The organism is Paenibacillus sp. EB106-06-01-XG199, assembly GCF_058791575.1.
This window is the reverse complement of the sequence record NZ_JBYTDQ010000008.1, coordinates 257512-283567: the sequence shown is the minus strand read 5'-3', so window position 1 is coordinate 283567 and position 26056 is coordinate 257512. Positions and strand designations below refer to the sequence as shown.

Sequence of the window (26056 nt, the reverse complement as noted above, 5' to 3'; positions counted from 1 at the left end):
CTATTCCAGCTCCAAACCTTACTTTGCTGTTGCCAGTCCTTCGGACAAGAACAAGTGAAAATAATGTTTGATTTGCTCTTTGTTCAAAGGCACATGCACCTTGTTAAGTTCAGCAGTCAGCACAATGTAAAGTCTAAACATTACAACAGATACGATCTTGGGGTCGCAAGGTTTGATTTCGCCTTGACGAATCGCCTGTTCCACCTCCCGTTTCAAATAGTCAAGCACAACACTCTCGATCTTGTCGAGTCCTTCACCAGCCTGCGGCGTTCCGAAATCGCGACTTTCCTGGGAAAGCTTAATGAACAGCTCGTGTTCGCTTCGAAATTCCAGCAAAGCATCCAGAACCCTGTGCAGATTATCAAAAAAAGGCTTATCTTTTTTGATTTCCCGCTCGGCGATTTTTTTCATTTCGACAATGACATCACGCAGGATTTCATCGAACAGCTGCTCCTTATTCGTGAAAAAGGTATAAATCGTTCCTTTTCCAACATTCGCAATCTTGGCGACCTGATCCATTGTAGTTGCCTTATAGCCAAATAATGAAAAACATTTCGTCGCGGCTTTAAGCACCTGCTGCCTTCGATCTACCACTGCCACCCGTACACTCCCTTTCCTCGGAAATATCGCTGCTACCGCATTTTGACCATTTTACTAATCCGGTCATTCGGTCATTACTTACTTTAACATGATGCCTCCGCGTTTGCAATACTTTAACCAATGTATATTTTTTTAATTTATTGCAGTGATTTAACTTTCTATTTACGTCTTATCTGTATAATGTAAGAAGAAACGTCTGTCTCGTCTTTGAAAAAGGGCGGTTTCCCTGCGGGAAATGGAAGAATAGAATGGCCGGACACACATAGTCTTATATTATGAGATTAACAGCTAATTTCGCTGTATAATAGAAGAGATGATTATTTAGAGGTATCTCCAATCCGCCAAAGAAGAGAACCCGCAATTCTACCTATGAAGGAAAGTAGCAGGTGAACTTATGCGAAAGAAAAGAGTACTGCTGTTTTCGGAAGGCTTCGGCACGGGCCATACAGGGGCAGCCTATGCTCTCGCCGAAGGAATAAAGCTGTTGAATCCGGATGTACAATGCCGGGTCATCGAGCTGGGGAAATTCCTGAATCCTACGGTTGCTCCTTGGATTCTTTCCGCTTACCGTAAAACAGTCAGCAGCCAGCCCAAGCTGGTTGGCATGATGTATAAGACCCAATACAATAAATCACTGAACCGGTTGACGAAGCTGGCGCTTCACCGGGTTTTTTATACGCATGCCTTACAGGTTATCGAGCAGCTTAAACCGGATTTAATTATTTGCACACATCCCATTCCCGCAGCCGTCATTTCGAGGTTGAAGCGGCAAGGGCTGAATGTCCCGCTCTTTACACTCATAACGGATTATGACGCACACGCCACCTGGGTCAATGCTGAAGCTGACCGGTATCTAGTCTCTACTCCGCGGGTAAAATCAATTCTGACCGGACGCGGAGTATCTCCTGAGCTTGTGACGGTCACCGGCATACCGGTGCATCCGAAGTTCTGGGAGCGTTCCAACAAGACGCAGCTCCGCAAGGAACTCGGGCTAGCCGATATTCCTACCGTGCTCATTATGGGCGGAGGCTGGGGACTCATGTTCGGCAAGGATGTTATGGACTCACTCACGGCCCGAATGGATGATATCCAGCTGATTTTCTGCATGGGCAGCAACGACAAGCTTGTAGCCAAGATGCATGCCAATCCCCTGTTGAACCATCCCAACGTGAGGATACTTGGTTACAGCAGTGAAATCAATAAGCTGATGGATGCCTCCGATCTGCTGATTACAAAGCCCGGTGGAATGACCTGCACGGAAGGGCAGGCCAAAGGAATACCGATGCTCTTCTACAGCGCCATTCCCGGCCAGGAAGAGAAGAATTGCCAGTATTTCGTGGAGCTTGGCTTGGCCGAGGTGCTGGATCCGAGTGTCGTGGACAAATGGTTCTCCCTCCTGCTGCGTGAATATGCCGGACTGGAGGAGCTGCGGAAGCGCCGGCTGGCTCCCGAGCGCCAGCAACCGCATAATTGCGCCTCTACGGTGCTGCAGCTGCTGCTGGGCAAACCGGCTGATGGAAGAACCGATTTGCGGGGAGCGCGGACACCGGCCCGCAATGAAGAGGCCGTCTATGTTACCCCTTAAGCTCGAATGTTTGCCGCCAGTTCTGCCTGAACTGCACAACCAAAAGAACCTCCAATCCATTAAAGTATGGATTGGAGGTTCTTTTATTATACCGCCAGCGTCAGTTAGATTTCCAAACTTTCCCCTGCTTGCAGCGGATAGCCCTGAATCCCCTCCTGCCGCAGCCGGTCACAGAACTCTGCGCCATTCTGGGCAATCGCCGGAAATGTATTGTAATGCAGCGGAATCACTTTGTCCGCACGAAGCCATCTTGCCGCCAGCAGTGCATCGTCAGGCCCCATCGTAAGCATGTCCCCGATAGGCAGCGCCGCTATATCAATGGCGTTTCGTTCTCCGATCAGACGCATATCTCCGAACAACGCCGTGTCTCCGGCATGAAATAAGGTTTTGCCTCCGATAGTGAGCAGAATGCCCGCCGGTTGTCCGGCATAAATCCAGGTATCCCCTTCTGTAATGGAGGAGGAATGAAAGGCCTGGGTATATTTCACGGTAATTCCTTTATAGGAATGGCTGCCGCCGGTATTCATGTGTTTGACCTGCGCACCTTTGATGCGGCAATATTCTGCCAGTTCATAGACAGCAAAGACCGGACAGTCATTCTTCGCGGCAATCTCCAGCGCATCTCCAAAATGATCGGAATGTCCGTGGGTGAGCAGAACCGCGTCGACCGAAAGCTCATCGGGTGAGATCCCCGAATTCGGATTTCCCGACAAAAAAGGGTCAATAATAACCTTGACTTCCTCCGTCTCAACAAGCAGCGCCGAATGACCGTAATAGGTGATTTTCATAGAGAGATCCTCCTAAAAGTTTTGCGGAATTGTACTTCTTGGAATGGCTGTGCAGCAAAACTGGCTTCGAAAGCATTCGCTAAGTTTTGCGGAATTATGCTTCTCGTTCATTGAAATCAAATTATTTATAAAAGGTATGATTGCCGATGGTCTTGGCGTACTCCTGCGAATGGTGGACCGTCAGATCCTGTGCCAGCTTCAGCGACAGGAAGAAATACGTATCATCCGTCACCTCTTTAACTCCAGAGAGCGCAGCATTTACCGCTTTAATGCTGTCCTTATTAGGTTTGACACGTTTAAGACGCCCGTTTGCCACAGGACTGAACTGGCTTTTCTGATAAATGACCTTATAAATGGTGTCGGGAAAATTGGCTGACCGCAGCCGGTTCAGAACAACGTTGGCAACTGCCACCTTGCCCTGGTACGGTTCGCCTTCTGCTTCTGCCATAACGATTTTTTGCAGCAGTAGCAGGTCTTCATCGGATACGGCGTAGCTCCAGGTTGCTTGCGCTTGCTGTTCCTGGCTTAATAACTGCGTCCGGGAGAAGAACAATTTAGCGGGGGGATGTTGCTGAGATGCCGTTTTCGCTTGTTTTACGGTCTGGCTCCCCTTGGCTGCCGCCTGTCCGAGCGCTTTCTGCGCTGTTGCCGGCGGTGCCTTCACCACAGTAGCCTTAGTCTGAATGGTTACCTTCTTGGCTGCGCTTTGCGGCTTCAGCTTATCGGGAGTGAACCAATTCACGGCTGGATTGCTGTTCCAGTTAAGCCTCAGATCGGCAACTGTGGTGTAGAGTATGGGTTTGGGTGTTTCGGTTATCCTCTTGGCGCCGGTTGTGGCAGGATACGACAGGACAGATGCGGCAGATGCATGGGTTGTCTGTAATTTATTCATTGATACTGTATTTTTGCCCTCTGATACACGCTCGGAGTTCATCAGGCTTATTGAAGAGAAACACACTAGAATAACGCCAACGAGCAGCGCAATACAGCGATTTTGTTTGAAAATAACCATTTTTTACCTCCTATTTTACGGCACATTCCTATTGTATGTAACCGAAAATGGAAGCTTTGAAAACTTTCTTGTCGATTTTTATTTAGAAAAATGTCAATTTTTCAATCATTTCATACATAGGAATGGCATGCATTCTAGTAGCATACACCACAAAAGCATCTACCGTCCAGTCCTTTTCCGAACAATTGTTCTCCTTTTTTTCTCCACAGTCACGTAAATCCGGCAGCTCCTCGGCGCTGAAGGGCTGCTCCCCCCGGTATTTCCGGGCCAGGGTAATATGGGGATTGTACTCCCTTGTTTCGGCTTTAAAACCGAGGCCAGAAGTCGCATTAACCACGTCCCGCTGCAGTTCCCCAAGTCTCGCAAGCTCGCCGGAAACCCCTGCCCAGAGCACCTTAGGCGCATGCGGAAGACCAAAAGTCCCCCAGTTCTCCAAGCTTAATCGAAACGGCTTGCTCTTTCCGGATATTTCCTCAAGCGCTTTAAGAAGTGCAGGAATTTCTTTCCTGGGTGTGTCACCGAGAAACTGCAGGGTAATATGATAATCTTCAGAATGTGTCCATTTTGCAAATTTCAGCTTTGCGGAGCATTTTTTAGACTCTTTTTCCAGTAATTCACTCAGGTTTGAAGGGACTTTTACGGCAATAAACAAGCGCTCAATCTCTCGCTCAGACCTATTAAGTTCCATAAAATTTCACCTTTCCAGACAGATTTGTTATCCTTATTCTATACATTATCAGCCAATCCTATAAAAAAGTATAACGGGAGGGAACCATCATGACGAAGTCCATTGTTTGTTTACAGCCCCTTACATCCCAGCAGCAGAAGCTCATTCTCGACGCCGCCCCAGGTTATACCCTCACACTGGGAAACGCCAAAAGCCCGGATTTGGAGCTTCTGGCCAATGCAGAAATTGTAATCGGCTGGGGTAAGGGCATCAGCGACACGCTACTGCAGCCGGATTCACCGCTGCGTTGGGTTCAGACTTGGTCGGCTGGTGTAGAGAAACTCCCGCTTGGTCGATTGGAGGAGCGCGGAATCCTGCTCACGAACGCCAGTGGCGTTCACGCCGAGCCGATCACAGCTGTAATCTTTGGCTTTATGCTGCTCTTCACCCGTAATTTGCATACAGCCGTACGCAACCAGCAGAACCGCCGCTGGCATTCGGAAGGCAATGAAAGTGAATTAACCGGCAAGACAGCTGTCATTGCCGGTACCGGCTCCATCGGCAGTGAAACGGCAAGAATCGCCAAGGCTTTCCGGATGAAGACCATCGGCATAAGCCGTTCCGGTAAAACGGTTGCCGATTTTGATCAGGTCTACACCACTGACGAGCTGCCTGACGCAATCCGCCAAGGCGATTTCGTGATCAATACGCTGCCGCTCACCGACGAAACACAAGGGTTGTTTAATGCGGAAATCTTCTCCAACTGCAAGCAAGGCGCTTATTATATCAACATCGGCCGGGGAGCCACCACCCATACCGAAGACTTGATAGCCGCGCTGAAGAGTGGCCAGTTGGCCGGAGCGGGGCTGGATGTCTTTGAGACCGAACCCCTGCCGCAGGATCATCCGCTATGGGAAATGGAGCAGGTGGTAATTACCCCGCATTGTGCCGGCACTACAGACCGATATGCCGACCGCGTTGTTAATATTTTCACAGACAACCTGCAGTCCTATCTGCAAGATGGCGCCCCTTCGCGCAACAGGGTTGACTATAGCCGCCAGTACTGACTGCAGCCCACTCTATTGACTGGCGGCCAAGCAACGTGCAGCAAGCTTCTGCCGTCACGTTTATAACAAGCACAAACAGCCCCTCACAGTCACATTTACTCCTTGCGTAAATGAACCCGTGAGGGGCTTTCCTCTTATACCTGAAAACGAGTTACCGATTCACTAAGCTCGGTCAGCAGTGTTTTTAGCTGCCCTATGCCAGCTGCAACTTCATTGGTGGCGCTGAGCTGCTCGTGGGCCGAAGCTGAGGTTTCTTCCACACCTGCCGCCGATTGCTGGGCAAGGGCTGAAATATGCTGGCTGAACTCGTTCATCGTTTCGCTTGCTGCGGTCATCTGCTGAAGATTATCGCCCATCTCTTCAATAGTGCCGGACATAACATCCACCGATTTATTGATGTCATCCAAAGCTTCGCCTGTCTCAGCAATTTGCCGGCTGCCTTCTTCTGTCCTCATGACCCCCATGCGCAAATGCTCGACCACCTCTTTGGAGTCCAGCTGAATGCCTTGCGTAATCCCGGTAATTTCCGATACCGTCCGCTGCACTTCCTCCGAAAGCTTCCGCACCTCTTGCGCCACAACCGCAAATCCGCGCCCGCTGTCTCCGGCTCTGGCTGCTTCAATCGCAGCGTTGATTGCCAAGAGATGCGTCTGTTCGGAAATGCTGCGGATCGAGCCAACCAGCCGGAAGATCCCCTCATTCTTGCGGTTCAGCTCCTCCACCGTTTCCATGGATTGTGATACTGCTTCGGCGATTTGCCCCATTTGTGCCACTGAGCTCTCCATTAATTGCTTGCCTCTGTCACCCTTTGTCCGTACCTGCCCGGAATGAAGCGACAGATCCATACCTTTGACTGCAAAAGCCTCAATCAGTATATTCAGATCCTCTATCGCTTTGGATGCTTCTACGGCTGCCTCCGCCTGGCTTCCAGAAGCTTTGGCCAACTCCTCCATAGTAAGGGCAATCTGCTGGCTGCCCTCCTTTGTATCGGAAATATTGCGGACCAGCTCCTCCCCCTGCCTCGCGATAATACTGGAAACACTACGGATCTGACTCACAATCTCCAGCAATGTCCGGTTCGTATCGTTTACCGTCCTGGCAAGCAAACCGATTTCATCCTGATTTGCGATCAAGGTATCCTCTGACGTTAAATCACCGCCTGATATTTGTTGCAAATGAACGGTTACCTGCTTCAGCGGATTGATGATTGTGCGCCGGATAACCATATTAATTAGACCGATCACAACCAGCACTACCACTACAGTAATCAGATTCACAATAATGGATGTATGAAAAATTTCAACGGAACGCTCGCCCTCTTCAGACGCCGCTTTCTGGCTGAGATCAACCAGAGCATCCATATCGGTCTGCATCGAATTAAACGCCGTAATTCCTTTTTGCGATACCTCCAGTGCCAGTTCTTCGTCGCCTGCACCGCTCTGCTTGATCGCCTGGTTGTTAATAGTCATAAATTCATCCCATTTATGATTCAGTGACTGCAACAGCTCCTTCTGATCCTTATCCCGCAGCGTATTTCTATAGTTTTTCATAGATTCGGCCACTTTACGGATAAATTGGTCACGTTCCGCTTCCAGCTTTTTTTTCTGTGCAGCATCGGTGCTTAAAATATGCTGCATACTGACCGCCATGATATGTTCAGTGTAATAATTGACATTATGTATTTCTTCCAGCGCAGGGACCATTTGTTCAACAATATTTCCGGTATTCTTTTGCATACCGTTCATTAAATAAAGAGAGGTTCCTCCGATAATCAAGACCAGCAAAGCCAAAACAACGTACCCGGAAGCTATTTTGAAGCCGATGCTTTGCTTCCCCCTGGATGTTACCCCCTTCAATGTCCCATTAACGAAATTGTGTACAGATCCCTTAAGCCCCAGATCCTTTCTCATTTGCGCATCCTCCTCAAACTTTTCCGAAAACCAAACATGTAATTCCAATCTGTTACATTTCATTTTCAAGAATGGGCAAAAAAACAGATCTACCTTATATTTCGGCAGATTGAAATGAGAAATTTATATAATGTAAGATATTCATTCCTGTCTCTTTAGAACATACCAAAAAGACCCAAAGCGCACCGTATAGGGGCTTCGGGTTTTTTATAACGCCACTGAGTCTGCTGGCTTTCACCTTGAGTCTTTAGCCATACTCACTTGAAACCTGTTAATCAATGTCCGGCCCGGCTGCGGCAAGCATCACTTCCTGTAGATACAACTTCGCCGTTCCTTTTGCCTGTCCTAGTCCAGATCGTAAATAGAACCGACCTTCAGACCATAAAGCTCATTGTAGATTTTCTCGGCAAAAGCATCTGTCATTCCGGCAATATAATCAATCACCATATGCTCCCACGTCCAGATCGGCCTCTGCGACCGCTGATCCTTCTCAAAGCGCTGCAGCCAGTCGCTCGGAATAATCGCCTTTGACGTTTCAGGATCAAGGAATGCGCCCCAAAGCCGCCGCAAAATCCACTCACTGCGTTTCTGCAGCCGCTGCACACGCAGGTCGCGAATCATCGTGACCCAGGCGAAGCTTTTGAGCACACTGACCGTCCGCAGCATGTCCTCATCTTCTTTGCCCTCCTTGATAAAGGTGACCTTCTTCCAGTTTCCGTCGTGAATCACGCCTAAGCTGGCGACAAAGGTGCTGACCCAGTAGGCTTTAACCTCACGCCGGGTGCGGGAGTAATCATTTTCGCAGGTGGGCATTTTCTCCATCCATACCCGCAGGAATGAGCTCAGTACCTCTTCAACTTTCGCATGGATAGCCTCTGACTTCCAGCCTTCCCAGAACAAATCCTCCAGCGTGGTAATCTTCTCGACGATCAGCTGCTGGATATAGGCATCATGCATAAAGTGCTCATGGACCTCAATCTTGCCGGCCTTTATGCCATCCTCCAAATCATGGGCGGAATAGGCGATGTCGTCGCAGAGGTCCATAAGCTGGGCTTCCAGCGTCTTCTTGCCTTCCGGCACCCCCCATTCCTTGCGGACTTCCCTGATATAATCCCATTCATGAAGATACATGCCTTTCTTGAGTACCGTGCCGGGAAAAGGATACTTGTTGATCCCCAGCAGCACTGCGTCGGAAAGGTTCAGGCCGTCGATGTTCTCGCGCTTCTCCAGAAACATGATCAGCCGGAAATTATGGGCATTGCCCTCAAAATGCTCATATTGCCGTTTCAGATTTTCGTGGATCGTCTGCTTTTGCAGCGGACCCGCGCCGGATTTCAGCGCTTCTTCCTCAGTCTTTTTAGCCACAAGCTGCTCCAAAATATTATCGAGCACTTCTTCCCCTTTGTGGCCGAATGGCGGGTGGCCGAAATCATGCGCGATAGCAGCGCATTCCACCACTTCGGGATCGATTACAAGACCCGGGTTGTCCGCCTGCCCTGTTTCCACCTCCGGGTAAGAGCGAAGCAGGCTCTTGGCGGCTTCACGGGCAATTTGTGCCACTTCCAGGGAATGAGTCAGGCGCGTACGGTAATAATCGCCGGTACCGGCGCCAAACACCTGTGATTTGCCTTGCAGCCGGCGAAAAGTCGGCGAATGAATCAGGCGCGAATAATCGCGTTCATATGCAGCTCTAGAGGTTTCCAGCCGGGTAATCTCCGGATATTGCCGATGCTCTCTTTTCTCAATAAGTGTCATATCCGCTGCCCCTATCCATTGATCTGTATTTAGTATTTCATTATAAGTCATTTTCAGCAGAACTTTCACTCTAAAATAGAAAGTTGAGCAACTCCCCGGCCGCAGTGAATAGTTTGTAAGGTGCATGGAGCATTCTAAAGCAAAATAACCCGTTTACTTTGCCACGGGTCATGTATGGAGTGAAAGATGAATCTTATGAAAACAGGCTGCAGAATAACCTATACCACAATAACAGCATTCATGCTTTTGCTTGGGCTTACTAACAGCGCGCTAGCCAGTCCAAATATTAAAAACCGCTATTATTATGAGCAGAGCGGGGCCATGATCTGGGAGGTCCCCACCAGTCAAAAAGTAATAGCACTGACCTTCGACGACGGACCCGATCCTTCCGAGACCACGCAGATTCTGAATGTGCTGCATCAATACCATGCCAAATGCACCTTTTTTGCTATCGGCAAAAAAATTGCCGCCTATCCCGAGGTAGCCAAGCAGGTGATTGCCGAGGGGCATGAACTGGCTAACCATACTTACAATCATGTGTATTTCAAGAAGCCTATTTCCGAGCAGCAGATTCTGCAGGAGCTGGAGTTGACCGAAAAGGAAATCGTAAAGATCTCAGGCAAACACAGCAGCCTGTTCAGACCGCCTGGCGGCATGTACGATGATACACTGATTGATGTATCCAACAATATGGGCCTCAAGCCGGTGCTGTGGTCCTGGCATCAGGATACCCGCGACTGGAACCGTCCTGGTGTGTGGAATATCTACAGCAAAGTCATCCGTAATGCAAAAAACGGCGATATCGTACTGTTCCATGATTATGTACACGGGCAGTCGCAGACGGGTGAAGCGCTCAAAATCATCCTGCCCGAGCTTGCAAAACGGGGCTTCCGGTTTGTCACCGTTTCCGAACTGATTGAATTATCCGATGCAGAGCAGGTGAAGCATGGCCGGCATTTTGCTTTTTGAATACTTTTGCCGGCCTTTCCGTGGCTCTTTAATTGCGATTGACCTCAAAATAAGGTAGTCTTGAGCTATTATTATGACTTTATGATCGCTGCTGCAGTCCATCCTTTAGGAGGCTTTATCCATGTCTGAGAACACTTCCTATACTACCGAGGAAATCGCCCGGTTATTGAAGATATCCAAGCTGAAGGTTTATGATTTGATCAAAAAGGGCGAGCTGCCCTCTTACCGTGTCGGTAAACAAATGCGTGTCGACCTCTCCGATCTGGAGGCCTACAAGCAGAATTCGCGCAGCGGAGCTTCGGCCGGTCCGCCTGCTGGCGATGCAGCCGCACTTCCCCATACTCCCTTTGCGCTGCCGCCAGCCACTTTTGCAGCACCGCTTCACTTTTCCCAGCCGCCTGCATTTACCGGTAAATCGGCCGGAGTCAATGTGGTCATTACCGGGCAGGATATGTCGCTGGACATTCTGGCTACCCACCTGGAGCGCAGCCAGCCCTCCTCCCGGCCGCTTCGTTCCTATGCCGGTAGTCTGGACAGCCTGATTGCGATGTATCATGGGGAGTCTGACATTGTCAGCACCCACCTGCTGGACGGCGATACAGGAGAATATAACCTGCCCTATATCCGCAAGCTGCTTGTCGGCTTCTCCTATGTAGTGGTGCATATGCTGGCGCGAAGTGCAGGATTTTACGTGCTAAAGGGCAATCCGAAGGGCATCCGTGACTGGTCGGATCTCCAGCAGAAGGGCCTCCGGCTGATTAACCGCGAGCGCGGCTCCGGTGCGCGGGTGCTGCTGGACGAGCAGCTGCGCCTGCACGGTATCCAGTCCGCCCAGTTAAGCGGTTATGACACTATAGAGAACAGTCATTTGGCCGTAGCCGGGATGGTGGCACGGGGTGAGGCTGACGTCGGCATCGGCACAGAAAAAGCCGCCAAGATTATTGACGGCATTGAATTCATTCCGCTCATTCAGGAGCGTTATGATCTTGTAATGATCAAGAAGCCGGAGCATGAGCAATGGATCGGGACTGTCATCGACATTTTACGGTCATCTGCATTCAAAAACGAACTCAGCTCCATTCACGGCTATGACCTTACCGATACCGGAAGGCTCATTTACGAGACTTAAGCGGAAAGCAGCCAGCCAGTAATCCCTACTCGGCTTCAGTGGAATATTTGATTTTATAACTTCCTTTGGTCCCGGTACCGACAATTTCGAGCTTGTATTTACCGTCCTTTTTAATCTCCACCTGCTCTTCTCCGGCCTCATTCGTACGAAGCTCTTTCACAAGCTCGTGATCGGGATCATACAGCTTCATGGACAGCTTGCCTTTATCCACTTTGGAGGTATAGTCCAGAAGCAGAGTTTCCCCTTCTTTGAGCTTCAGCGTCTTTGTTTCCGTACCTGACAGCAGCTTGTAGGATGCCTTAATTTGTTTACCACTGCTTGATCCAACGAACATCAGCCTTTTTTCGCAGCCCGTAAGCAGCAAAGCAGATGTCAGTACTACGAGTATCAGCAGGCTCCACTTTTTGTTCACTTCATTCACTCCCCGGTTCTAATCATGTGCCCGCAGTGCGGGCAATATTCCTCTTTAGCACTCACGCCGCCGTCTCTTTTGTGCTGCTGTCTGACCACAAAGTAGATCAGCAGCCCAATTAAATTGGGAATGTAGATGACAGCAGTCATCCACAACCATGTGTTCATCCCCATACGCGAAGCATCCCTGTAGATGAATACGGCTATAGCTCCATTCAAACCAATGAGCAGCAGCACGGCCAGCCCCATAAACAAAAACCAGCCACGTTCCTCACTAAGGACATCCGACATATAGGGAAACATCCAATATCCCATTAAGGCCAGAGTAAGCAAGAAGCCGGTTGTAAGAACCCAAAAAAGCAATTTGCCAAGCGGCTTATGTCTCTTCATATGCCGTCCTCCTTTGAGAATAATGCGGATGTCTGGTGTCCGCCTGCCCCATATACCTGAAAAGTCATGCCCGGGCTGCTGCGCCCGATCTGCCGGACAGGCAGAACAGCAGTGCTGCGGCGGCAGATGTCTGAACGAGACCAAAGGCCAGCAGCAGGACCAGCTTCCATAGCAGGGGAAGAGGACCCGTCAGCACACAGGCTCCCAGCAGCATTAGCACAATAACTTGAATCACCACGACAGCGATAAAGTTTCTTCCCAATCTTTCTGCAGCCGTTATTTTCCGGAGAGTATCCGCAACAAGCCGGGGAGAAGCCAGGGCCGGTTCATTAAAATATCGGCTTAGCAGTTGTTCCTGCGCTTCCTCTTCATTCATCATGCTTCCTCCTTTACATGCTGCATGGAGGTTTGCAGCAGCTTCTTCCCTTGATTGAGCCTTGACTTGACCGTTCCCACGGGAATGCCAAGCATCTCCGCAATCTCCTCATAGCTGAATTCGTTGTAATAGTAGAGAACCAGCGGCGCCAAATACCGTTTGGACAACGCACGCAGCCCCTGCTCCAGCTCGGCGTTCCGTTCATTCCGCAGCAAAGCTTCTTCCGTGAGAGGCGACGAATCCCGGATGTTCAGGAAGTCCGCCTGGAAAGACGCCTCACCCAGAAAACGGCGCTGGAGTTTTTTCCATCTGCGGTAGCGGTCCCTATGCAGATTGAGCGTAACTTGAAACAGCCAGGCTTTAAAGGAACGCTCGCAATCATATTTCTCCAGCTTGCGGATGACCCGGACCCACACCTCCTGAAACAGGTCCTCGGCATCCTGGGCATTCAGGGTAAGGTGGCGGCAAAACCGGTACAAATCATCTTTGTATCTGTCGACGAGCAGTCCCAGCATTTCACGGCGGCCGGACCGGCACCCTTCAATGAGTTGTTTATCGGTAATCATGTGCCCCCGCCCACCCTTTCAATTAACATTACGAATGAACTCCAGGCTTTGTTCGAAATTTCACATAATCATTTATTAGCCGTCCTCAAATGTTCTGTTCTCTCTATGATCATAGTAAATAACCTCCGGTCTTGCCATGATGCTTGATGGCAAAACCGGAGGTTATCCGCATACTTCGATTCAAGAACGGCGATTAACAAACATTAGCATAACGGCTGAGATTACGATTATCGAGCATACCCACATCCAGGCCAGCGTCATGTCGCCGCCGTCGACGGCCACATATATGGCGGTGGGCACCGTCTGCGTACGGCCGGGAATATTGCCTGCTACCATGATCGTAGCTCCAAATTCGCCAAGCCCGCGGGCAAAGCCGAGCACATACCCTGCAGCCAGAGAACGGCTGGCAAGCGGCAACGTTACATAACGCAGCACCTGCAGTTCACTGGCACCCTGTGCACGCGCCGCATCCTCAAGATCCTTTTCGACATCCTCAAACCCGGCCTTAACGGTCCGGTAGACCAGCGGAAAGGCCACAACCACCGCAGCAATAACGGCAGCCCCCCAGGTAAAGAGGATGGTATGCTCTGTGAACTGCTCATACAGCCTGCCAATCCAGCTCCGCCGTCCCAGAATTACTAGAAGCACAAAGCCGACTACGGTAGGGGGCAGTACAAGCGGCAGCAGCAGAATGGTCTCGACCAGACTGTATCCGGGGAACCTCCGGCCCGCCATCTTCTTAGCTGCGAAGGTTGCCAGAAGGAATACGATGATGCTCGTGATTACAGAGATTTTGACGGAAAGCCAGACCGGGGCGAAAAAATCAGTCCAATTGATCTCCATCCGCTTTCACCCCGCTTAAGTTCGATTAGAATTACTTGGCAAGCTGAAAGCCGTAGCCGGTAAAAATATCGCCCGCCGCCTTGGTTTGCACGTAGTTATAGAAGGCTCTGGCCTCTGCCTGATGTTTGGAATCCTTAACGATCCCGACCGGATAATTGATTGCTTTGTGCACCTGTGCCCCTACAGTAAGGGCGATCTTCACCTTCTTGGAGGTTAGGGCATCTGTCTTATACACAAATCCGGCATCAGCATTGCCTGTTTCCACGTAGGAGAGCACCTGGCGGACATCCTTGGCGAATACCAGTTTGCTCTGCAGCGTATCCCATACATTCTTCGCGGTCAATGACTGCTGCGCATATTGGCCCGCCGGCACCGATTCCGGTTGTCCGACAGCGACCTTCTTGAATGTTTTATCTGTAAGCTGTGTGATTGTTGTAATCTTAGCTTTGGAATCGGAAGGCACAATGAGAACCAGCCGATTCTTTAGAAGTTCCGTATGGCCTGAAATGAGTTTGCCATCCACCAGCGCTGTCATTTGCTTATCTCCTGCTGAGAAGAACAGATCGGCCGGAGCGCCTTGTTCAATCTGCTTCTGTAATGTACCGGAAGCGCCATAGTTAAAGACGAGGTCAATATCAGGATGCTGCTTCTCATAAAGAACGGCAATCTTGTCAAGACTGTCCTGCAGGCTGGCTGCGGCAGATACAATGATTTCGGTTTTCTTCTTCGCCGCCTCTGCCTGTTTCTCAGGTATTGCCGACAAGCCCACAGCAAGCATTACAGTCATGACAACCAACGCTAATTTCTTGACCATTTCCATTCCTCCCATTTATATATCTTGTATATTTAGATGATATTCTAGCATATCTTTTTTCGTTTTTCTATACGTTTGGTTATGTTTGCTTATATTCAGTTATGATTAATACAGATTACACCTTAACATACATTTCTATTTATAATGGGCTTCATAGCAAAAAAGCCCCCAGGCGTGTAAACACCTAAGGGCTTCCCTGGATCTCATTGTTTTAACTCTTCATCCGCGGATCAAGCACATCGCGTAGTCCGTCTCCCATCAGGTTGAATCCGAGTACAGTCAACATGATTGACATCCCCGGAAAAATGACCGTCCACGGCGCCTTCTGAATGAACTGGCGCGAATCGGAGAGTATCTTGCCCCATTCCGGATCAGGCGGCTGCGCACCAAGGCCAAGGAAGCCGAGGGCTGCCGCTTCGATAATGGCGGTTGCGATGCCCAGCGTCCCTTGTACAATGATCGGTGTCAGGCTGTTCGGCAGAATATGAGTCAGCAGAATACGCGCATTCGTCATCCCGATCGCTCTTGCCGCCGTGATGTATTCCTCCGACTTCAAACTGAGCACCTTGGCCCGAACGAGTCTTCCATAGGTCGGGATGTTAACAATCGCAATGGCGAGCAGCGCATTCCGCAGAGAGGGTCCGAGTATGGCCACAATTGCAATCGCGAGCAGAATACTCGGAAAAGCCAAGAGGATATCAAACATTCTGGAGATCAGCATGTCTACCCACTTGCCATAGAATCCGGCCAGAACCCCCAGAAATGTACCGACAATAATAGAACCGATCACTGAGGAGAACCCGACCCAAAGCGAGATACGGGCACCGTACAGGACCCGGCTGAACAAATCTCTTCCCAGATCGTCCGTGCCGAACCAATGGTCAGCCGACGGTGCCTTCAGCCGGTTCACCAGCTCCTGCTCCTTGAAGGTATACGGCGCGATAAGCGGGGCAAACAGCGCAATCAGCACGAAAAACAAAATAATACAGAGCCCGAGCATAGCCGTCTTGTTCTTGCGGAATGCCCTCCACGCATCATGCCAAGGTCCGGAGCCCTTTTCGGCACGTACCTTTGGGGGCGTTACATTAACTGTTGCCTGTGCCACAGATTCACCCCTCACTTGTAATTGATGCGTGGATCAACGACGGCATAGAGCAGATCCACAAGCAGATTAATGATTACGAAAATAAAAGCAATAATCAGAATACCGGTCTGAATGACAGGATAGTCACGCGAGCTGATCGCCTCAAATATATATCTTCCCACACCCGGCCAAGCAAAGATCGTCTCTGTCAGCACCGCTCCGCCGAGCAGAGCTCCTGTCTGCAGCCCCACCACAGTCAATACAGGAATCAGCGCATTTTTGAGCGCATGCTTGTATACTACGAGAAATTGCGATAACCCTTTGGCTTTTGCCGTACGGATGTAGTCCGAATTCATTACCTCCAGCATGCTGGAGCGGGTCATCCGGGCGATAATCGCCATCGGAATCGTACCCAGTGCAATGCTTGGCAGGATCAGATGTTTAACAACCGTCCACAACTGGTCCCAGCGGCCTGCCAGTATCGTATCAATCACGTAGAGACTGGTGATGCTCTCCACCGGATTGCGCTGGTCCATCCTGCCTATGGAGGGCAGCCAATGTAATTTAAGCGAGAATAACAGCTGCTCCATCAGACCAAGCCAGAAAATCGGCATGGACACACCAATGAGCGCTATAATCATTGCGGCATAATCAAACCATGAATTTTGCCGCCAGGCGCTTAGAATACCGGCATTGACTCCCACAACAGTGGCGAACAGCATACTCGCCGCCGTAAGTTCCAGGGTAGCGGCCAGATAAGGCATAATTTCTTTGGCGATTGGCGTTTTGGTACGGATCGAGGTACCCAAATCGCCTTGCAGCAAATCGCCCATATAATTGAAATACTGCTGCAGCCACGGCTTGTCGAGACCCAGTTGTCCCCGCAGCGCCTGCTTGGACTGCTCCGTTGCCTTTTGTCCCAGAATCGTCTCTGCCGGATCTCCCGGAATCGCATGGATAATAGAGAAGACAATGATTGTCATCCCAATCAGAACCGGGATTAATACCATTACACGTTTTAATAGGTAGGAGTTCAAATCAGCTCACCTACTATTCGAAGTAGATTTCGCTGTAATATTCCGTACCTGTCGGACCTGGAACAAAACCCTTGAGATTGGTTTTGGCAGCCAGCAACGGAGTCGTGTGCACAAGCGGAATCCAAGGCGCATCCGCTTTGATGATTTCCTGCGCCTGCTTGTACAGGTCGGAGCGTTTGGCTTGGTCCGTTTCCTTCTGTGCATTGATCAGAACGGTATGCAATTCTTCATTAATATAGAAGGAACGGTTGTTGCCCGGAATCGCATCTTTATCAAGGAGCGTATACAGGAAGTTATCCGGGTCACCGTTGTCACCGGTCCAGCCGAGCATGTAGATATCATCTTTTTCTCCGACTTTTGTGTCGTCAAGGTAAGTAGCCCATTCAGGGGACTCGATCACCGTCTTCACGCCAATTTTTTCCCAATCGGCTTGAATCGCCTCGGCTACCTTCTTGCCATCAGGCATATAAGGACGGGAGACCGGCATAGCATACAAAGTTACCGGATCCGGCAGACCTTCAGGATATCCGGCCTCAGAAAGCAGCGCTTTTGCTTTCTCCAGATCGTATTCATAATCATTCACAGCATCGTTATAGCCCCATAGGGATGGGGGTATCGGGTTAACGGCGGCCGTTGCCTGACCTGAGAAGAACGCTTCGATAATAGCCTGCTTATTCACCGCATGGTTCAGCGCTTGTCTTACCTTCACGTTGTCAAAAGGTTTCTTATTGAAGTTGAAGCCGAGGTACGAGACATTAAACGGCGGGCGTTCAATCTTTTGCAGCCCGGTGTTGCCTTCCAGTGTGGACAGATCATCAGGGCTAAGGTCCTCCATCAGGTCAATCTCACCGTTCTGCAGAGCAGTAAAGCGCGCAGAGTTATCCGGAATGGAGCGGACGATAACTTTGTTCAGCTTAGGAAGCCCTTCTTTCCAGTAGCCCGGATTCTTGTCCAGCGTAATGGAATCATTGTGCTTCCATTCGGTGAACACAAACGGACCTGTGCCTACCGGCTCATTCTTGAAGTTTTCCTTCTTCTCCTTAATGGCTGTAGGGCTGGCAATCCCGAAGGAGGTCATGGCGATATTCTGCAGGAAAGGGGCCTGCGGCTGATTAAGCACAAATTGCACGGTTGTGGCATCAACAGCCTTCACCTCTTTAATGACACGGCTTCCGTCCGGACCGAACATGGAGTCATAGTAGTCAAAGGAATCGCCTTCGAATTTGTATTCACTTGCCGGATCACTCCAGCGCGTGAAGTTGAACACGACAGCCTCGGCATCAAAGTCTGATCCATCATGGAACTTCACACCCGGATGCAGCTTGAAGATGTAGATTAAGCCGTCGGCTGAGACTTCCCAGCTGTCTGCAAGTGAAGCCTGTACCTCGGAGGTTCCCGGTTTGTATTCCAGCAGAGAGTCAAATACCTGATGGGCAATCTTCAAAGATTCACCATCGGTTACGATTGCCGGGTCCAGCGAAGCCGAATCACCGCCGCGCCCCAATATCAGTGTATCCTGTGACGTTGCCGCCGAATCAGGAGAGCTATCCGGTGCGGCAGTTGCCGCTGTATTGCCCCCCGCAGTTGACTCCGTGCTTGCGTTATTGTTGCCTCCGCAGCCGCTTAACATTAATACCGCCCCCAGCGTCACTGCCAGTGCAAGACTACTCCATTTCTTCATCTCTAGAAAACTCCCTTCCTTCATTAAAAGTATTAAAGCGTCTATATGGAGCTGCGCCAAAGCGCTGCCATATACCAAGTCCACTAATTGCATTCATGAATGGTTGCTCGCTCTAAATACTAAGGATAACTCCTGCCGGAGTCTTTCTAAGATGTCGTCAAGTCTTGTTAAGCCAGCCGGGTGTCAGCATCATCATATAAATGGCATGCGGTTAGATGCCCTGGCCCGGTCTCGTTCAACGGCGGTCTTACATTGCGGAACACGTCCATCACCCGGGGACAACGGGTATTAAAGGCACAACCGACAGGCGCATTGGCCGGACTCGGCACTTCACCCTGCAGAATAACCCGTTTCTTGCGGATATCGGGATCGGGTTCGGGAACAGCCGACAGCAGCGCCTGTGTATACGGGTGCTGCGGTTCGGCATAAAGCTTGTACTTATCGGTAATCTCTACAATCCGTCCCAGGTACATTACGGCGACACGGTCACAGATATGCTTCACCACACTGAGATCATGGGCTATAAATATGTAGGTAAGTGCAAATTCCTTCTGTAAATCCTGCATCAGATTAATGACCTGAGACTGGATGGATACATCCAGTGCGGACACAGGCTCATCCGCTATAATCAGCTTCGGCTGCAGGGCAAGCGCCCGGGCGATTCCAATCCGCTGCCGTTGCCCGCCGGAGAATTGATGCGGATAACGCTGGAGATGTGCCTTCGCCAAGCCGACCACATCAGCCAGCCGCTCGACAGTATCCCTCCGTTGCCTGGCATCGCCTACACCATGTACAATCATCGGCTCTTCCAGAATACGCTGCACCGTATTCCGCGGGTCAAGGGAAGAGAACGGGTCCTGAAAGACAATCTGCATCTCCCGCCGGCGCTTGCGCATTTCTTCCAGAGTGAGCCTGGTGATATCCTGGCCTTCGAACCAGACCTCCCCTGCTGTAGGCTCGATCAGCCGCAGCAGCGTACGCCCGGTTGTCGATTTGCCGCAGCCGCTTTCCCCCACCAGTCCAAAGGTCTCGCCTTTGCTTACGGAGAAGGAAATATCGTCCACGGCCTTGACGGCCCCTTGCACCTTGTTGAAGAAGCCTTTATAAATCGGATAATACTTCTTGAGGCCAATAACCTCGAGCAGGTTCTCGCTCATACAGCATCCTCCTGTTGGCTGTCATGCAGCCAGCATCTGCAGCTGTGCCGGTCTTCCTGCAGTGACAGCTCAGGAAGCGACTCACGGCAGATGTCCATCATATTCGGACAGCGGGGTGCAAACCGGCAGCCCTGCATATCTTTACTGAGAATCGGCACATTGCCGGGAATGGAATACAGCCGTTCCCGGACCTCGTTCATTCTTGGCACAGACTGTATAAGCCCCCTCGTGTAAGGATGAAACGGATTTTTAAAAATATCGCGCACAGAGCCTTCCTCTACGATCTTGCCGGCATACATAACAGCCACCCGGTGGCACATCTCCGCCACAACTCCAAGATCATGGGTAATCAGCATGACCGCAGTGCCTTGTTCTTCATTCAACCGCCGGATCAAATCCAGAATCTGCGCCTGAATCGTTACATCCAGCGCCGTTGTGGGTTCATCGGCAATGAGCAGCTCCGGACTGCAGGAGATCGACATCGCGATCATCACCCGCTGGCGCATGCCGCCCGACAACTGGTGAGGATACTCATCAATGATCGCTTCCGGCCGCGGTATTCCTACTTTGCGGAGCATCCCGGCCGCATGCTCCCGCGCTTCTCTTTTCGATAAGCCGCGGTGAAGCCGCACAGTTTCGATAATCTGCTGACCTGCCGTAAACAGCGGGTTAAGCGAAGTCATTGGCTCCTGGAAGATCATCGATACCGAGTCTCCGCGGATCTTTCGCATTTCTTTTTCCCTAAGCGGCACAAGATCCTGCCCTTTTAATAGAATGCGGCCGCCGACAATCCGGCCGGGAGGATTCGGAACCAGCTTCAGGATGGACAATGAAGTGACGCTCTTGCCGCAGCCCGATTCACCAACCACTCCAAGAATTTCGCCCGGATCAATATACAAATCGACGCCGTCCACAGCAGGAACCTCTCCACGATCCGTAAAAAAATGAGTATGCAAATCCTCAATTTCCAGAATTGGCTGGATCAAAATGAACCCTCTCTTCTATTAAAAATTGAACAAAGGTCAAATGACAGACAAGAAAATCTCTCTAAAAGAGAGATTCTACCGTGAACACCTTACATAATAAGTTAGTTAATAGGATTTAATCGACATAGTTGTTATTTATTGTATAATACTACTATATAAAACCATGATAGACAAGAAAAATTTACAAGATTAACTAACCTCATAGGGTTTAAGGGTATAATTAATGACAAAACAAAAAGATCCTGCTCTATTTGTAGAGCAATAGCCACCTTTCCAGTTGAACCCTCATCATATCCCTATAGTAAAACGGCTCCACTATCTCCGCTTCCTCTTCGAATTTCATGATCCAACGAACAAATCCTATATCCTGTTCAACAGCTACCTTAAAGTGGAGAAAGCGGCTCTGGCGGTCCACCTTGCTCGGCTTTACAAACAACTCCTCATATTTGATCCAATCCATCATCCGTTCCGAAAATTTCACCTTAAATTCGATCTCCAGACTGTCTTGGTCCAAATGCCACTTCTGCTTCATAAAAGACTGCAAATCAAATTGCTCCTTGGAAAAAAAACGATTCAACGGCCTGACACTCGAAAACCCGTTGATGTGAAAAGCCCGGATCATGCCAAAGCGGTGGCAGAAACCGATTAAATGATAGCGGTTCTCCAGCGGAACCAGGCAGTATGGATCGATCTGTATCTCCTTCTCTTCATAGGCATTTTCACTGTAATCCGCCTGAAAGCTTCGCTGTTTCATTATAGCCAGCAGAATTTCCGTCAGAAAAGGCGAAGGCTCTCCCTGTGAAGTTCCCCTCTCTGTCCAATGCTGCCAGGCTTCTTTTTTTACGCTTTCCATCTTCTCTTCCCTTTCCGCCTTCTGCTTATATTCTGCAGCCATGATTTTTTCGTAGGCGTCTTCAAAATGTGCAGGCAACAGAGGCTTAATGTCATTCATAATGCCGCGGAGCTGTGAAAATGCGGCCGATTCTTCTTCCGACAAATCTAAAGGATAGAGTGCAAAGTTCCCGATAAAAGCATATCCCTTCCCGTGCCCCAGGTGGGTAATAGGGATATGCATGGCACTTAGCGCATCCATATCCCGGTATATCGTTCTCTCACTGTTGCCGCAGCGTTCCGCCAGCTCACGGGCTAAAATTCCCGGTTTGGCCTGAACTAGCGTAATGATGCGCATCAGCCGGATTAATCGGTCTGTCATTTTCAGTTCCCCTTGATTTATGGTAAAATAGACCCATTATTTTAAATAAATTAGTTATATATATCTAAAAACAGGGAATTAATAACCTCGTTACAAAAATATAATAGAACTATTTTACTATATTACCACATTTATATATCGCTCTATCTGTCAGCTATTCTGGTTTGCACTCAGCGAAATAGTGCAGTTATGTATATGCCCTAGTTACCGGTTGATGGATCATAAACTGTGTATTCCTAGAGTCACCAGACCTGAATCCCCACGGCCAACTGTTTGTACACAGCCTCCGCCTCTTTAACCAGCTGCATGTCTCCAGATTGGGTTGCCAGCAGCAGCAGATCATCCGCCTGTCTGCGCAACCTATCGTAGGAAGCTGGGTCGGATGTCTTAGAACGTAAGGCCACTGCTTCTTCCATTGCCATCGCTGTCTTGAGCAGCTCCAAATGCTTGGCTACATGAAAGCAGCTGGCCGTGCCGAGCACATCGGTATGGTGGGTATACTCTAGGCTTAGCTTATGCAAGGGCAGCTCGCGGATGCGTTCCACCGGGGGTTGTTTATATTGCCACTGCAGCCAGAGTGCTTCATGATTTCCCGCTGGCATCGCCGCCATAGTGAATTCCAGCGCTATATATTTCCTCCCTCCCGCATGTATTTTGCCAAGCTTAAGCAGCAGCGATCTTCCTTCCCCTGCCTCCACTACACATCCATAACATGCCTTCAGACTTACATGCGCTTCAAGCCATACTCTCAGTTCAATTTCACGGGCAACGACTTTGCGGCTTTTCTTCTGCGTTTCCACACCTTGGACCATGCCTTCCCACTCGACTAGTAAAATTACATCTCGAGCAGCTCCTGCAAAAATCCGGTTTTGACTCCATGTAAATATGGGCTGGATACTTGCTTGCATATTTCCACCTCTTTCTTTTTTTGGATCTTCTATTAATGTACCAATAATGGCGGACAACTCCTTGTCATGGAATATATGTTCGGACCTAGAATATCGACAAAAAAAGAGCCACTCCACTATAAAGTGGATTGCCTCTTTGCGAAAGATCGTTCTTTTGTCTAAAGATGACGAAAAATTTGTGTAATTTCACCTATTCCCCAGCTTGCTGTTCCGGCGCTCTTCCTTGAATAAGAAACCCAGTGCTCCTTTGGCGCATAGCAATGAGAATAGAAGAAACAGCACTGCCCAAAAGATGGCCGGCAAAGGAGTCAACCTCGCCAGATTGGCTGCATCCCCTGCACGGGAGGGTGTAAATGCCGCAGACGATACCAGAAAAAGTGTACCCATTACGGATTCCTCAAGCGTGAGAAACGCCAGAAACAAGTAATAATATTTGCTGATCTTAGGCCAGAGAAACATCATCGCCAGATTCAGCGCAATAAAGCCGGTCAGCCACATCATGCCGAATCCGCCCCGCACATATAAAACCAGCATAATGAGTGCTATGGCGGTGGACAAAATCAGCCCCCATTGCAGCCGGTTTCTTCTATATAAATAGAACAGCAGCAAAGAGAATAACGAAGCCAGCGTATATCCGGCCAGCGACACCAGTATCGCTTGTGCTCCCGCACCAATGGCCGAATAAGTGACCCCGCTGTGATCGGCGTACAACTCAATGCGCAGCACACTTCCCGAGAGCAACAGGGTCATGAGCGCATGGCCGAACTCGTGAACCATCGTATCCAGATTGCGGAACAAGGAAGAGAACGGGATTAACCGCGTTAAAAAAGCAGAACCTGCCAGAAACAATAGCGTCTTAAGCCATTTATTCATCACATCAGCCCCTTTCCGTTCAAAGTATACGATAATTTGTACACCTGTGGTAGCAAAACCGAAACCTGAGTGTCTTTAATGCTGTATTACTTTTATGGTTATTGCCGCAGGCCCCAGTGCAAGTGGAAACGGCTGCGACGTTCTCAAAAGGATGGTATCTGTTTGTCCCTTTATATCCAAAACTCGGGACAAAAATGTGCTTTATCCGCCAAATGATGCCAAGCTTCCCCTGTAAGGTACCCGGAAGTTGTCAGGCTATGTTAAAATAAAAGTAATATTAGCCTATACCAGGTGGTGATATGTAATGAAAAAACATGTAATGAGCAAATTGATCAAGCTCTTAAGTTCGGCCCTGCTGCTGCTTGGGATAACGGCAGCCCTGCCGGCTCCTGCGGCTCAGGCCAATTACTTCAGCGATATATATAAAGGATTGCAGAATTTCTCGGAATTGCCCGGTGAAGTTAATCAATTGCAGGAAAGCTACCAGCAAACGGTGGATGAGCTCCAGCAGACCAAAAATGAGCTGGGCGAAACGACCCAAGCCTTGGGACAGACGCTGCAGGAGATGGAGACGTACCGTACCCAGAATGAGGCTCTTCAGGAGCAGAACCGCCAATTAAGCCTGGTGGTAGAGGAATTGAAAAACGACCGTACGGCCCGGGAAAACTACTATAACCGGATTAAAGTTACGGTCATTACCGGGGTTGCCCTTATATTCGGTTATTTCCTGCTCACCCGGCTGCTTCGCTTCGCGATGCGCTACCGGTCCAGAAGAAGCGACCGGCTGCGGTAGTCCGCAAGGAGAGCGTCACCCACAGAAACAAGAAGTCACAGGAACAAGGAAGTGTAAGCTATGAACGTTGATGTCCAGGATGAAGGCGACAGCGGCAGCGGACAAGCCGTTGCCTTTACTGTTGGAGAGAATGAAGAGGTTCATGTGCTGCACCCGCAGCAGATTATTGCCTATCAAGGTCCCTCTTCAGGCCGGGCGGACCGGTTGATGGATGTCAAGGGCATGTACCGCAAGCGCAAGCTGATCCGCTCGGATCTGTCCGGGCCCTGCCGGTTCGTTGCCGCACTCCCTCCCGGTTATCGGATCAAAACGCTGCAGCTTGATGGAAAAAGCGATCTGCTCTATGATTTCAGGCATCTGTTCTTCTATAGTAAGGGGGTTACGATGCAGACCCGGGTGCTCAGCATGAAGAATATGCTCGTGACGCGCGATGTCATCAAGGTGAAGTTCTCTGGCAGGGGCAGCATCGGCATCTTAACTGAGGGAACGGTATGCGAAGCGGAGCTGCATCCCTTCGACCCGTTGTATGTGGATGCCGGAAGCGTCATTGCCTACCCCGAGAATGCCAAGCTTGAGCTGACCGTCTACGGCAATCATCTGGCCAGCCAGCATATGAGCTATCATTGGAAGATGACAGGCCACGGACCCGTGCTGTTCCAAGCCGGCCGCCAGAGCCGGCGCTTTGAACGCGACAATAATGAGGACGGGATTATCAAACGGTTTCTCCGTGAGGCTCTGCCATTCGGCGGAGTGTTTATTAAGTAGGAATATATATAAATCTTATTTAGCAAAAAGAGTGCCCGTGCGTATCACGCAAGGGCACTCTTTAGTTTACAGACAATGCACACAACCCATAAACCCGGCAACAGCTTCTATACCCGGAATCATGGGCGGTTCCTGATTGTTGCTACTTGGTCACTTGGTCACTTGGTCACTTGGTCACTTGGTCTTATGCCAGGTAAGCATTCAGCATCCAGGCGCTCTTCTCAACACTGCTTCTGATACCAATCAGCAGATCAGCAGTCGGTTGATCGCTCAGCTCTTCTGCTGCCGCGATGGAATGCTTCAGCTCTTCTGCAACAAGGGCAAAATCTTTTACAAGTTGGGTAACCATTTCTTTGGCGCTTTCGCCGCCGACGGCTTCCTTGAGCTCGGAAAGGGCCAGATATTGGGTCATAGTAGAGGCCGGTTGTCCGCCGATAGCGAGCAGGCGTTCAGCCAGCTCATCCACATAACCTGCAGCTTCATTGTACAGTTCTTCGAATTTGGCATGCAGCGTGAAGAATTGCGGTCCGCTCACATACCAGTGGTAATGATGCAGTTTCACTCCGAGCAGGGTCCAGTTCGCAGTTTGGCGATTCAAAGCAGCGTGCAGTTCAGTCTGGCTCTTTACTTGTGTACTCATTCTAATAGCCTCCTATAGTTTGTATATATGTTATTGT

Annotated in this window: 27 protein-coding genes; 6 read left to right on the top strand and 21 right to left on the bottom strand. The window is 49.8% G+C overall.

What is annotated here, in order from left to right:
- Nucleotides 1-18 precede the first annotated feature (18 nt).
- Nucleotides 19-600 carry a TetR/AcrR family transcriptional regulator gene (locus AC3WT9_RS26300; RefSeq protein WP_038586643.1) on the bottom strand — a complete coding sequence of 194 codons (582 nt, stop codon included), beginning with the start codon at nucleotides 598-600 and terminating at the stop codon, nucleotides 19-21.
- A gap of 394 nt (nucleotides 601-994) precedes the next feature.
- Between AC3WT9_RS26300 and AC3WT9_RS26295 the strand changes: the two genes are divergently transcribed.
- Entirely contained in the window at nucleotides 995-2185 is a 1191-nt protein-coding gene (locus AC3WT9_RS26295; RefSeq protein ID WP_341377451.1) for an MGDG synthase family glycosyltransferase, read from the top strand.
- 104 nt (nucleotides 2186-2289) lie between these two features.
- Here AC3WT9_RS26295 and AC3WT9_RS26290 read toward each other — a convergent pair whose 3' ends face one another.
- From AC3WT9_RS26290 to thpR, 3 genes are all read right to left on the bottom strand, one after another.
- Entirely contained in the window at nucleotides 2290-2973 is a 684-nt protein-coding gene (locus AC3WT9_RS26290; RefSeq protein WP_341377450.1) for a metal-dependent hydrolase, read from the bottom strand.
- Between the two features lie 121 nt (nucleotides 2974-3094).
- Nucleotides 3095-3985: a cell wall hydrolase gene (locus AC3WT9_RS26285; protein ID WP_341377449.1), complete on the bottom strand. Its 891-nt coding sequence runs from the start codon at nucleotides 3983-3985 to the stop codon at nucleotides 3095-3097.
- 82 nt (nucleotides 3986-4067) lie between these two features.
- Nucleotides 4068-4673 carry an RNA 2',3'-cyclic phosphodiesterase gene (thpR, locus tag AC3WT9_RS26280; RefSeq protein WP_341090124.1) on the bottom strand — a complete coding sequence of 202 codons (606 nt, stop codon included), beginning with the start codon at nucleotides 4671-4673 and terminating at the stop codon, nucleotides 4068-4070.
- 89 nt (nucleotides 4674-4762) lie between these two features.
- Here thpR and AC3WT9_RS26275 point away from each other — a divergent pair, with 89 nt between their 5' ends.
- On the top strand, nucleotides 4763-5719 hold the full coding sequence (locus tag AC3WT9_RS26275) for a D-2-hydroxyacid dehydrogenase (RefSeq protein ID WP_341377448.1): 957 nt from the start codon (nucleotides 4763-4765) through the stop codon (nucleotides 5717-5719).
- Nucleotides 5720-5853: 134 nt separating this feature from the next.
- On the opposite strand, the gene AC3WT9_RS26270 is transcribed toward AC3WT9_RS26275, so the two are convergent.
- Nucleotides 5854-7629: a methyl-accepting chemotaxis protein gene (locus AC3WT9_RS26270; RefSeq protein ID WP_492408137.1), complete on the bottom strand. Its 1776-nt coding sequence runs from the start codon at nucleotides 7627-7629 to the stop codon at nucleotides 5854-5856.
- Between the two features lie 345 nt (nucleotides 7630-7974).
- A complete protein-coding gene (locus tag AC3WT9_RS26265) occupies nucleotides 7975-9384 on the bottom strand; it encodes a deoxyguanosinetriphosphate triphosphohydrolase family protein (RefSeq protein WP_341090120.1) in 1410 nt (469 codons plus the stop codon).
- 186 nt (nucleotides 9385-9570) lie between these two features.
- On the opposite strand from AC3WT9_RS26265, the gene AC3WT9_RS26260 reads away from it, so the two are divergent.
- Both AC3WT9_RS26260 and AC3WT9_RS26255 read left to right on the top strand, forming a co-directional pair.
- Nucleotides 9571-10353, top strand: coding sequence for a polysaccharide deacetylase family protein (locus AC3WT9_RS26260; RefSeq protein WP_341377446.1), 783 nt, complete (start codon nucleotides 9571-9573; stop codon nucleotides 10351-10353).
- A gap of 121 nt (nucleotides 10354-10474) precedes the next feature.
- Nucleotides 10475-11482: a helix-turn-helix transcriptional regulator gene (locus tag AC3WT9_RS26255; protein WP_341090115.1), complete on the top strand. Its 1008-nt coding sequence runs from the start codon at nucleotides 10475-10477 to the stop codon at nucleotides 11480-11482.
- Between the two features lie 25 nt (nucleotides 11483-11507).
- On the opposite strand, the gene AC3WT9_RS26250 is transcribed toward AC3WT9_RS26255, so the two are convergent.
- The 14 genes from AC3WT9_RS26250 to AC3WT9_RS26185 all read right to left on the bottom strand — a co-directional run bounded on the left by AC3WT9_RS26250 (nucleotide 11508) and on the right by AC3WT9_RS26185 (nucleotide 23821).
- Nucleotides 11508-11894, bottom strand: a complete 387-nt coding sequence (locus tag AC3WT9_RS26250) for a hypothetical protein (protein ID WP_341090113.1) — start codon at nucleotides 11892-11894, stop codon at nucleotides 11508-11510.
- Between the two features lie 5 nt (nucleotides 11895-11899).
- Complete coding sequence (locus tag AC3WT9_RS26245) at nucleotides 11900-12283, bottom strand: hypothetical protein (protein WP_038586617.1); 384 nt, start codon at nucleotides 12281-12283, stop codon at nucleotides 11900-11902.
- Nucleotides 12284-12347: 64 nt separating this feature from the next.
- Entirely contained in the window at nucleotides 12348-12662 is a 315-nt protein-coding gene (locus AC3WT9_RS26240) for a hypothetical protein (RefSeq protein ID WP_492408133.1), read from the bottom strand.
- Nucleotides 12659-13225, bottom strand: coding sequence for an RNA polymerase sigma factor (locus AC3WT9_RS26235; RefSeq protein WP_341090109.1), 567 nt, complete (start codon nucleotides 13223-13225; stop codon nucleotides 12659-12661). The genes AC3WT9_RS26240 and AC3WT9_RS26235 overlap by 4 nt, the downstream gene beginning before the upstream one ends.
- Before the next feature lie 180 nt (nucleotides 13226-13405).
- On the bottom strand, nucleotides 13406-14068 hold the full coding sequence (gene modB, locus AC3WT9_RS26230) for a molybdate ABC transporter permease subunit (protein ID WP_038586608.1): 663 nt from the start codon (nucleotides 14066-14068) through the stop codon (nucleotides 13406-13408).
- A 31-nt stretch (nucleotides 14069-14099) separates the two neighbouring features.
- Complete coding sequence (modA, locus tag AC3WT9_RS26225; RefSeq protein ID WP_341090106.1) at nucleotides 14100-14882, bottom strand: molybdate ABC transporter substrate-binding protein; 783 nt, start codon at nucleotides 14880-14882, stop codon at nucleotides 14100-14102.
- Nucleotides 14883-15093: 211 nt separating this feature from the next.
- The gene (nikC, locus tag AC3WT9_RS26220) at nucleotides 15094-15987 is read right to left on the bottom strand and encodes a nickel transporter permease (protein WP_341090104.1); all 894 of its coding nucleotides are present in this window, start codon (nucleotides 15985-15987) and stop codon (nucleotides 15094-15096) included.
- An 11-nt stretch (nucleotides 15988-15998) separates the two neighbouring features.
- A complete protein-coding gene (locus AC3WT9_RS26215) occupies nucleotides 15999-17003 on the bottom strand; it encodes an ABC transporter permease (RefSeq protein ID WP_341090102.1) in 1005 nt (334 codons plus the stop codon).
- Nucleotides 17004-17016: 13 nt separating this feature from the next.
- Nucleotides 17017-18684, bottom strand: coding sequence for an ABC transporter substrate-binding protein (locus AC3WT9_RS26210; protein WP_341090100.1), 1668 nt, complete (start codon nucleotides 18682-18684; stop codon nucleotides 17017-17019).
- Between the two features lie 167 nt (nucleotides 18685-18851).
- Nucleotides 18852-19841, bottom strand: coding sequence for an ABC transporter ATP-binding protein (locus AC3WT9_RS26205; protein ID WP_492408129.1), 990 nt, complete (start codon nucleotides 19839-19841; stop codon nucleotides 18852-18854).
- Entirely contained in the window at nucleotides 19838-20827 is a 990-nt protein-coding gene (locus tag AC3WT9_RS26200; RefSeq protein WP_341377444.1) for an ABC transporter ATP-binding protein, read from the bottom strand. The genes AC3WT9_RS26205 and AC3WT9_RS26200 overlap by 4 nt, the downstream gene beginning before the upstream one ends.
- Before the next feature lie 247 nt (nucleotides 20828-21074).
- Complete coding sequence (locus AC3WT9_RS26195; RefSeq protein WP_341090094.1) at nucleotides 21075-22040, bottom strand: helix-turn-helix transcriptional regulator; 966 nt, start codon at nucleotides 22038-22040, stop codon at nucleotides 21075-21077.
- A gap of 242 nt (nucleotides 22041-22282) precedes the next feature.
- Nucleotides 22283-22948, bottom strand: coding sequence for a hypothetical protein (locus AC3WT9_RS26190; RefSeq protein ID WP_341377443.1), 666 nt, complete (start codon nucleotides 22946-22948; stop codon nucleotides 22283-22285).
- A 186-nt stretch (nucleotides 22949-23134) separates the two neighbouring features.
- Nucleotides 23135-23821 (bottom strand): M50 family metallopeptidase, encoded by a 687-nt coding sequence (locus AC3WT9_RS26185; RefSeq protein ID WP_341090089.1) that lies wholly within the window; start codon nucleotides 23819-23821, stop codon nucleotides 23135-23137.
- Nucleotides 23822-24125: 304 nt separating this feature from the next.
- Here AC3WT9_RS26185 and AC3WT9_RS26180 point away from each other — a divergent pair, with 304 nt between their 5' ends.
- Nucleotides 24126-24614, top strand: a complete 489-nt coding sequence (locus AC3WT9_RS26180) for a hypothetical protein (RefSeq protein WP_341090085.1) — start codon at nucleotides 24126-24128, stop codon at nucleotides 24612-24614.
- 60 nt (nucleotides 24615-24674) lie between these two features.
- Nucleotides 24675-25379 (top strand): AIM24 family protein, encoded by a 705-nt coding sequence (locus AC3WT9_RS26175; protein WP_038586581.1) that lies wholly within the window; start codon nucleotides 24675-24677, stop codon nucleotides 25377-25379.
- Between the two features lie 184 nt (nucleotides 25380-25563).
- Here AC3WT9_RS26175 and AC3WT9_RS26170 read toward each other — a convergent pair whose 3' ends face one another.
- The gene (locus AC3WT9_RS26170; RefSeq protein ID WP_341090084.1) at nucleotides 25564-26019 is read right to left on the bottom strand and encodes a Dps family protein; all 456 of its coding nucleotides are present in this window, start codon (nucleotides 26017-26019) and stop codon (nucleotides 25564-25566) included.
- Between the last annotated feature and the right edge of the window lie 37 nt (nucleotides 26020-26056).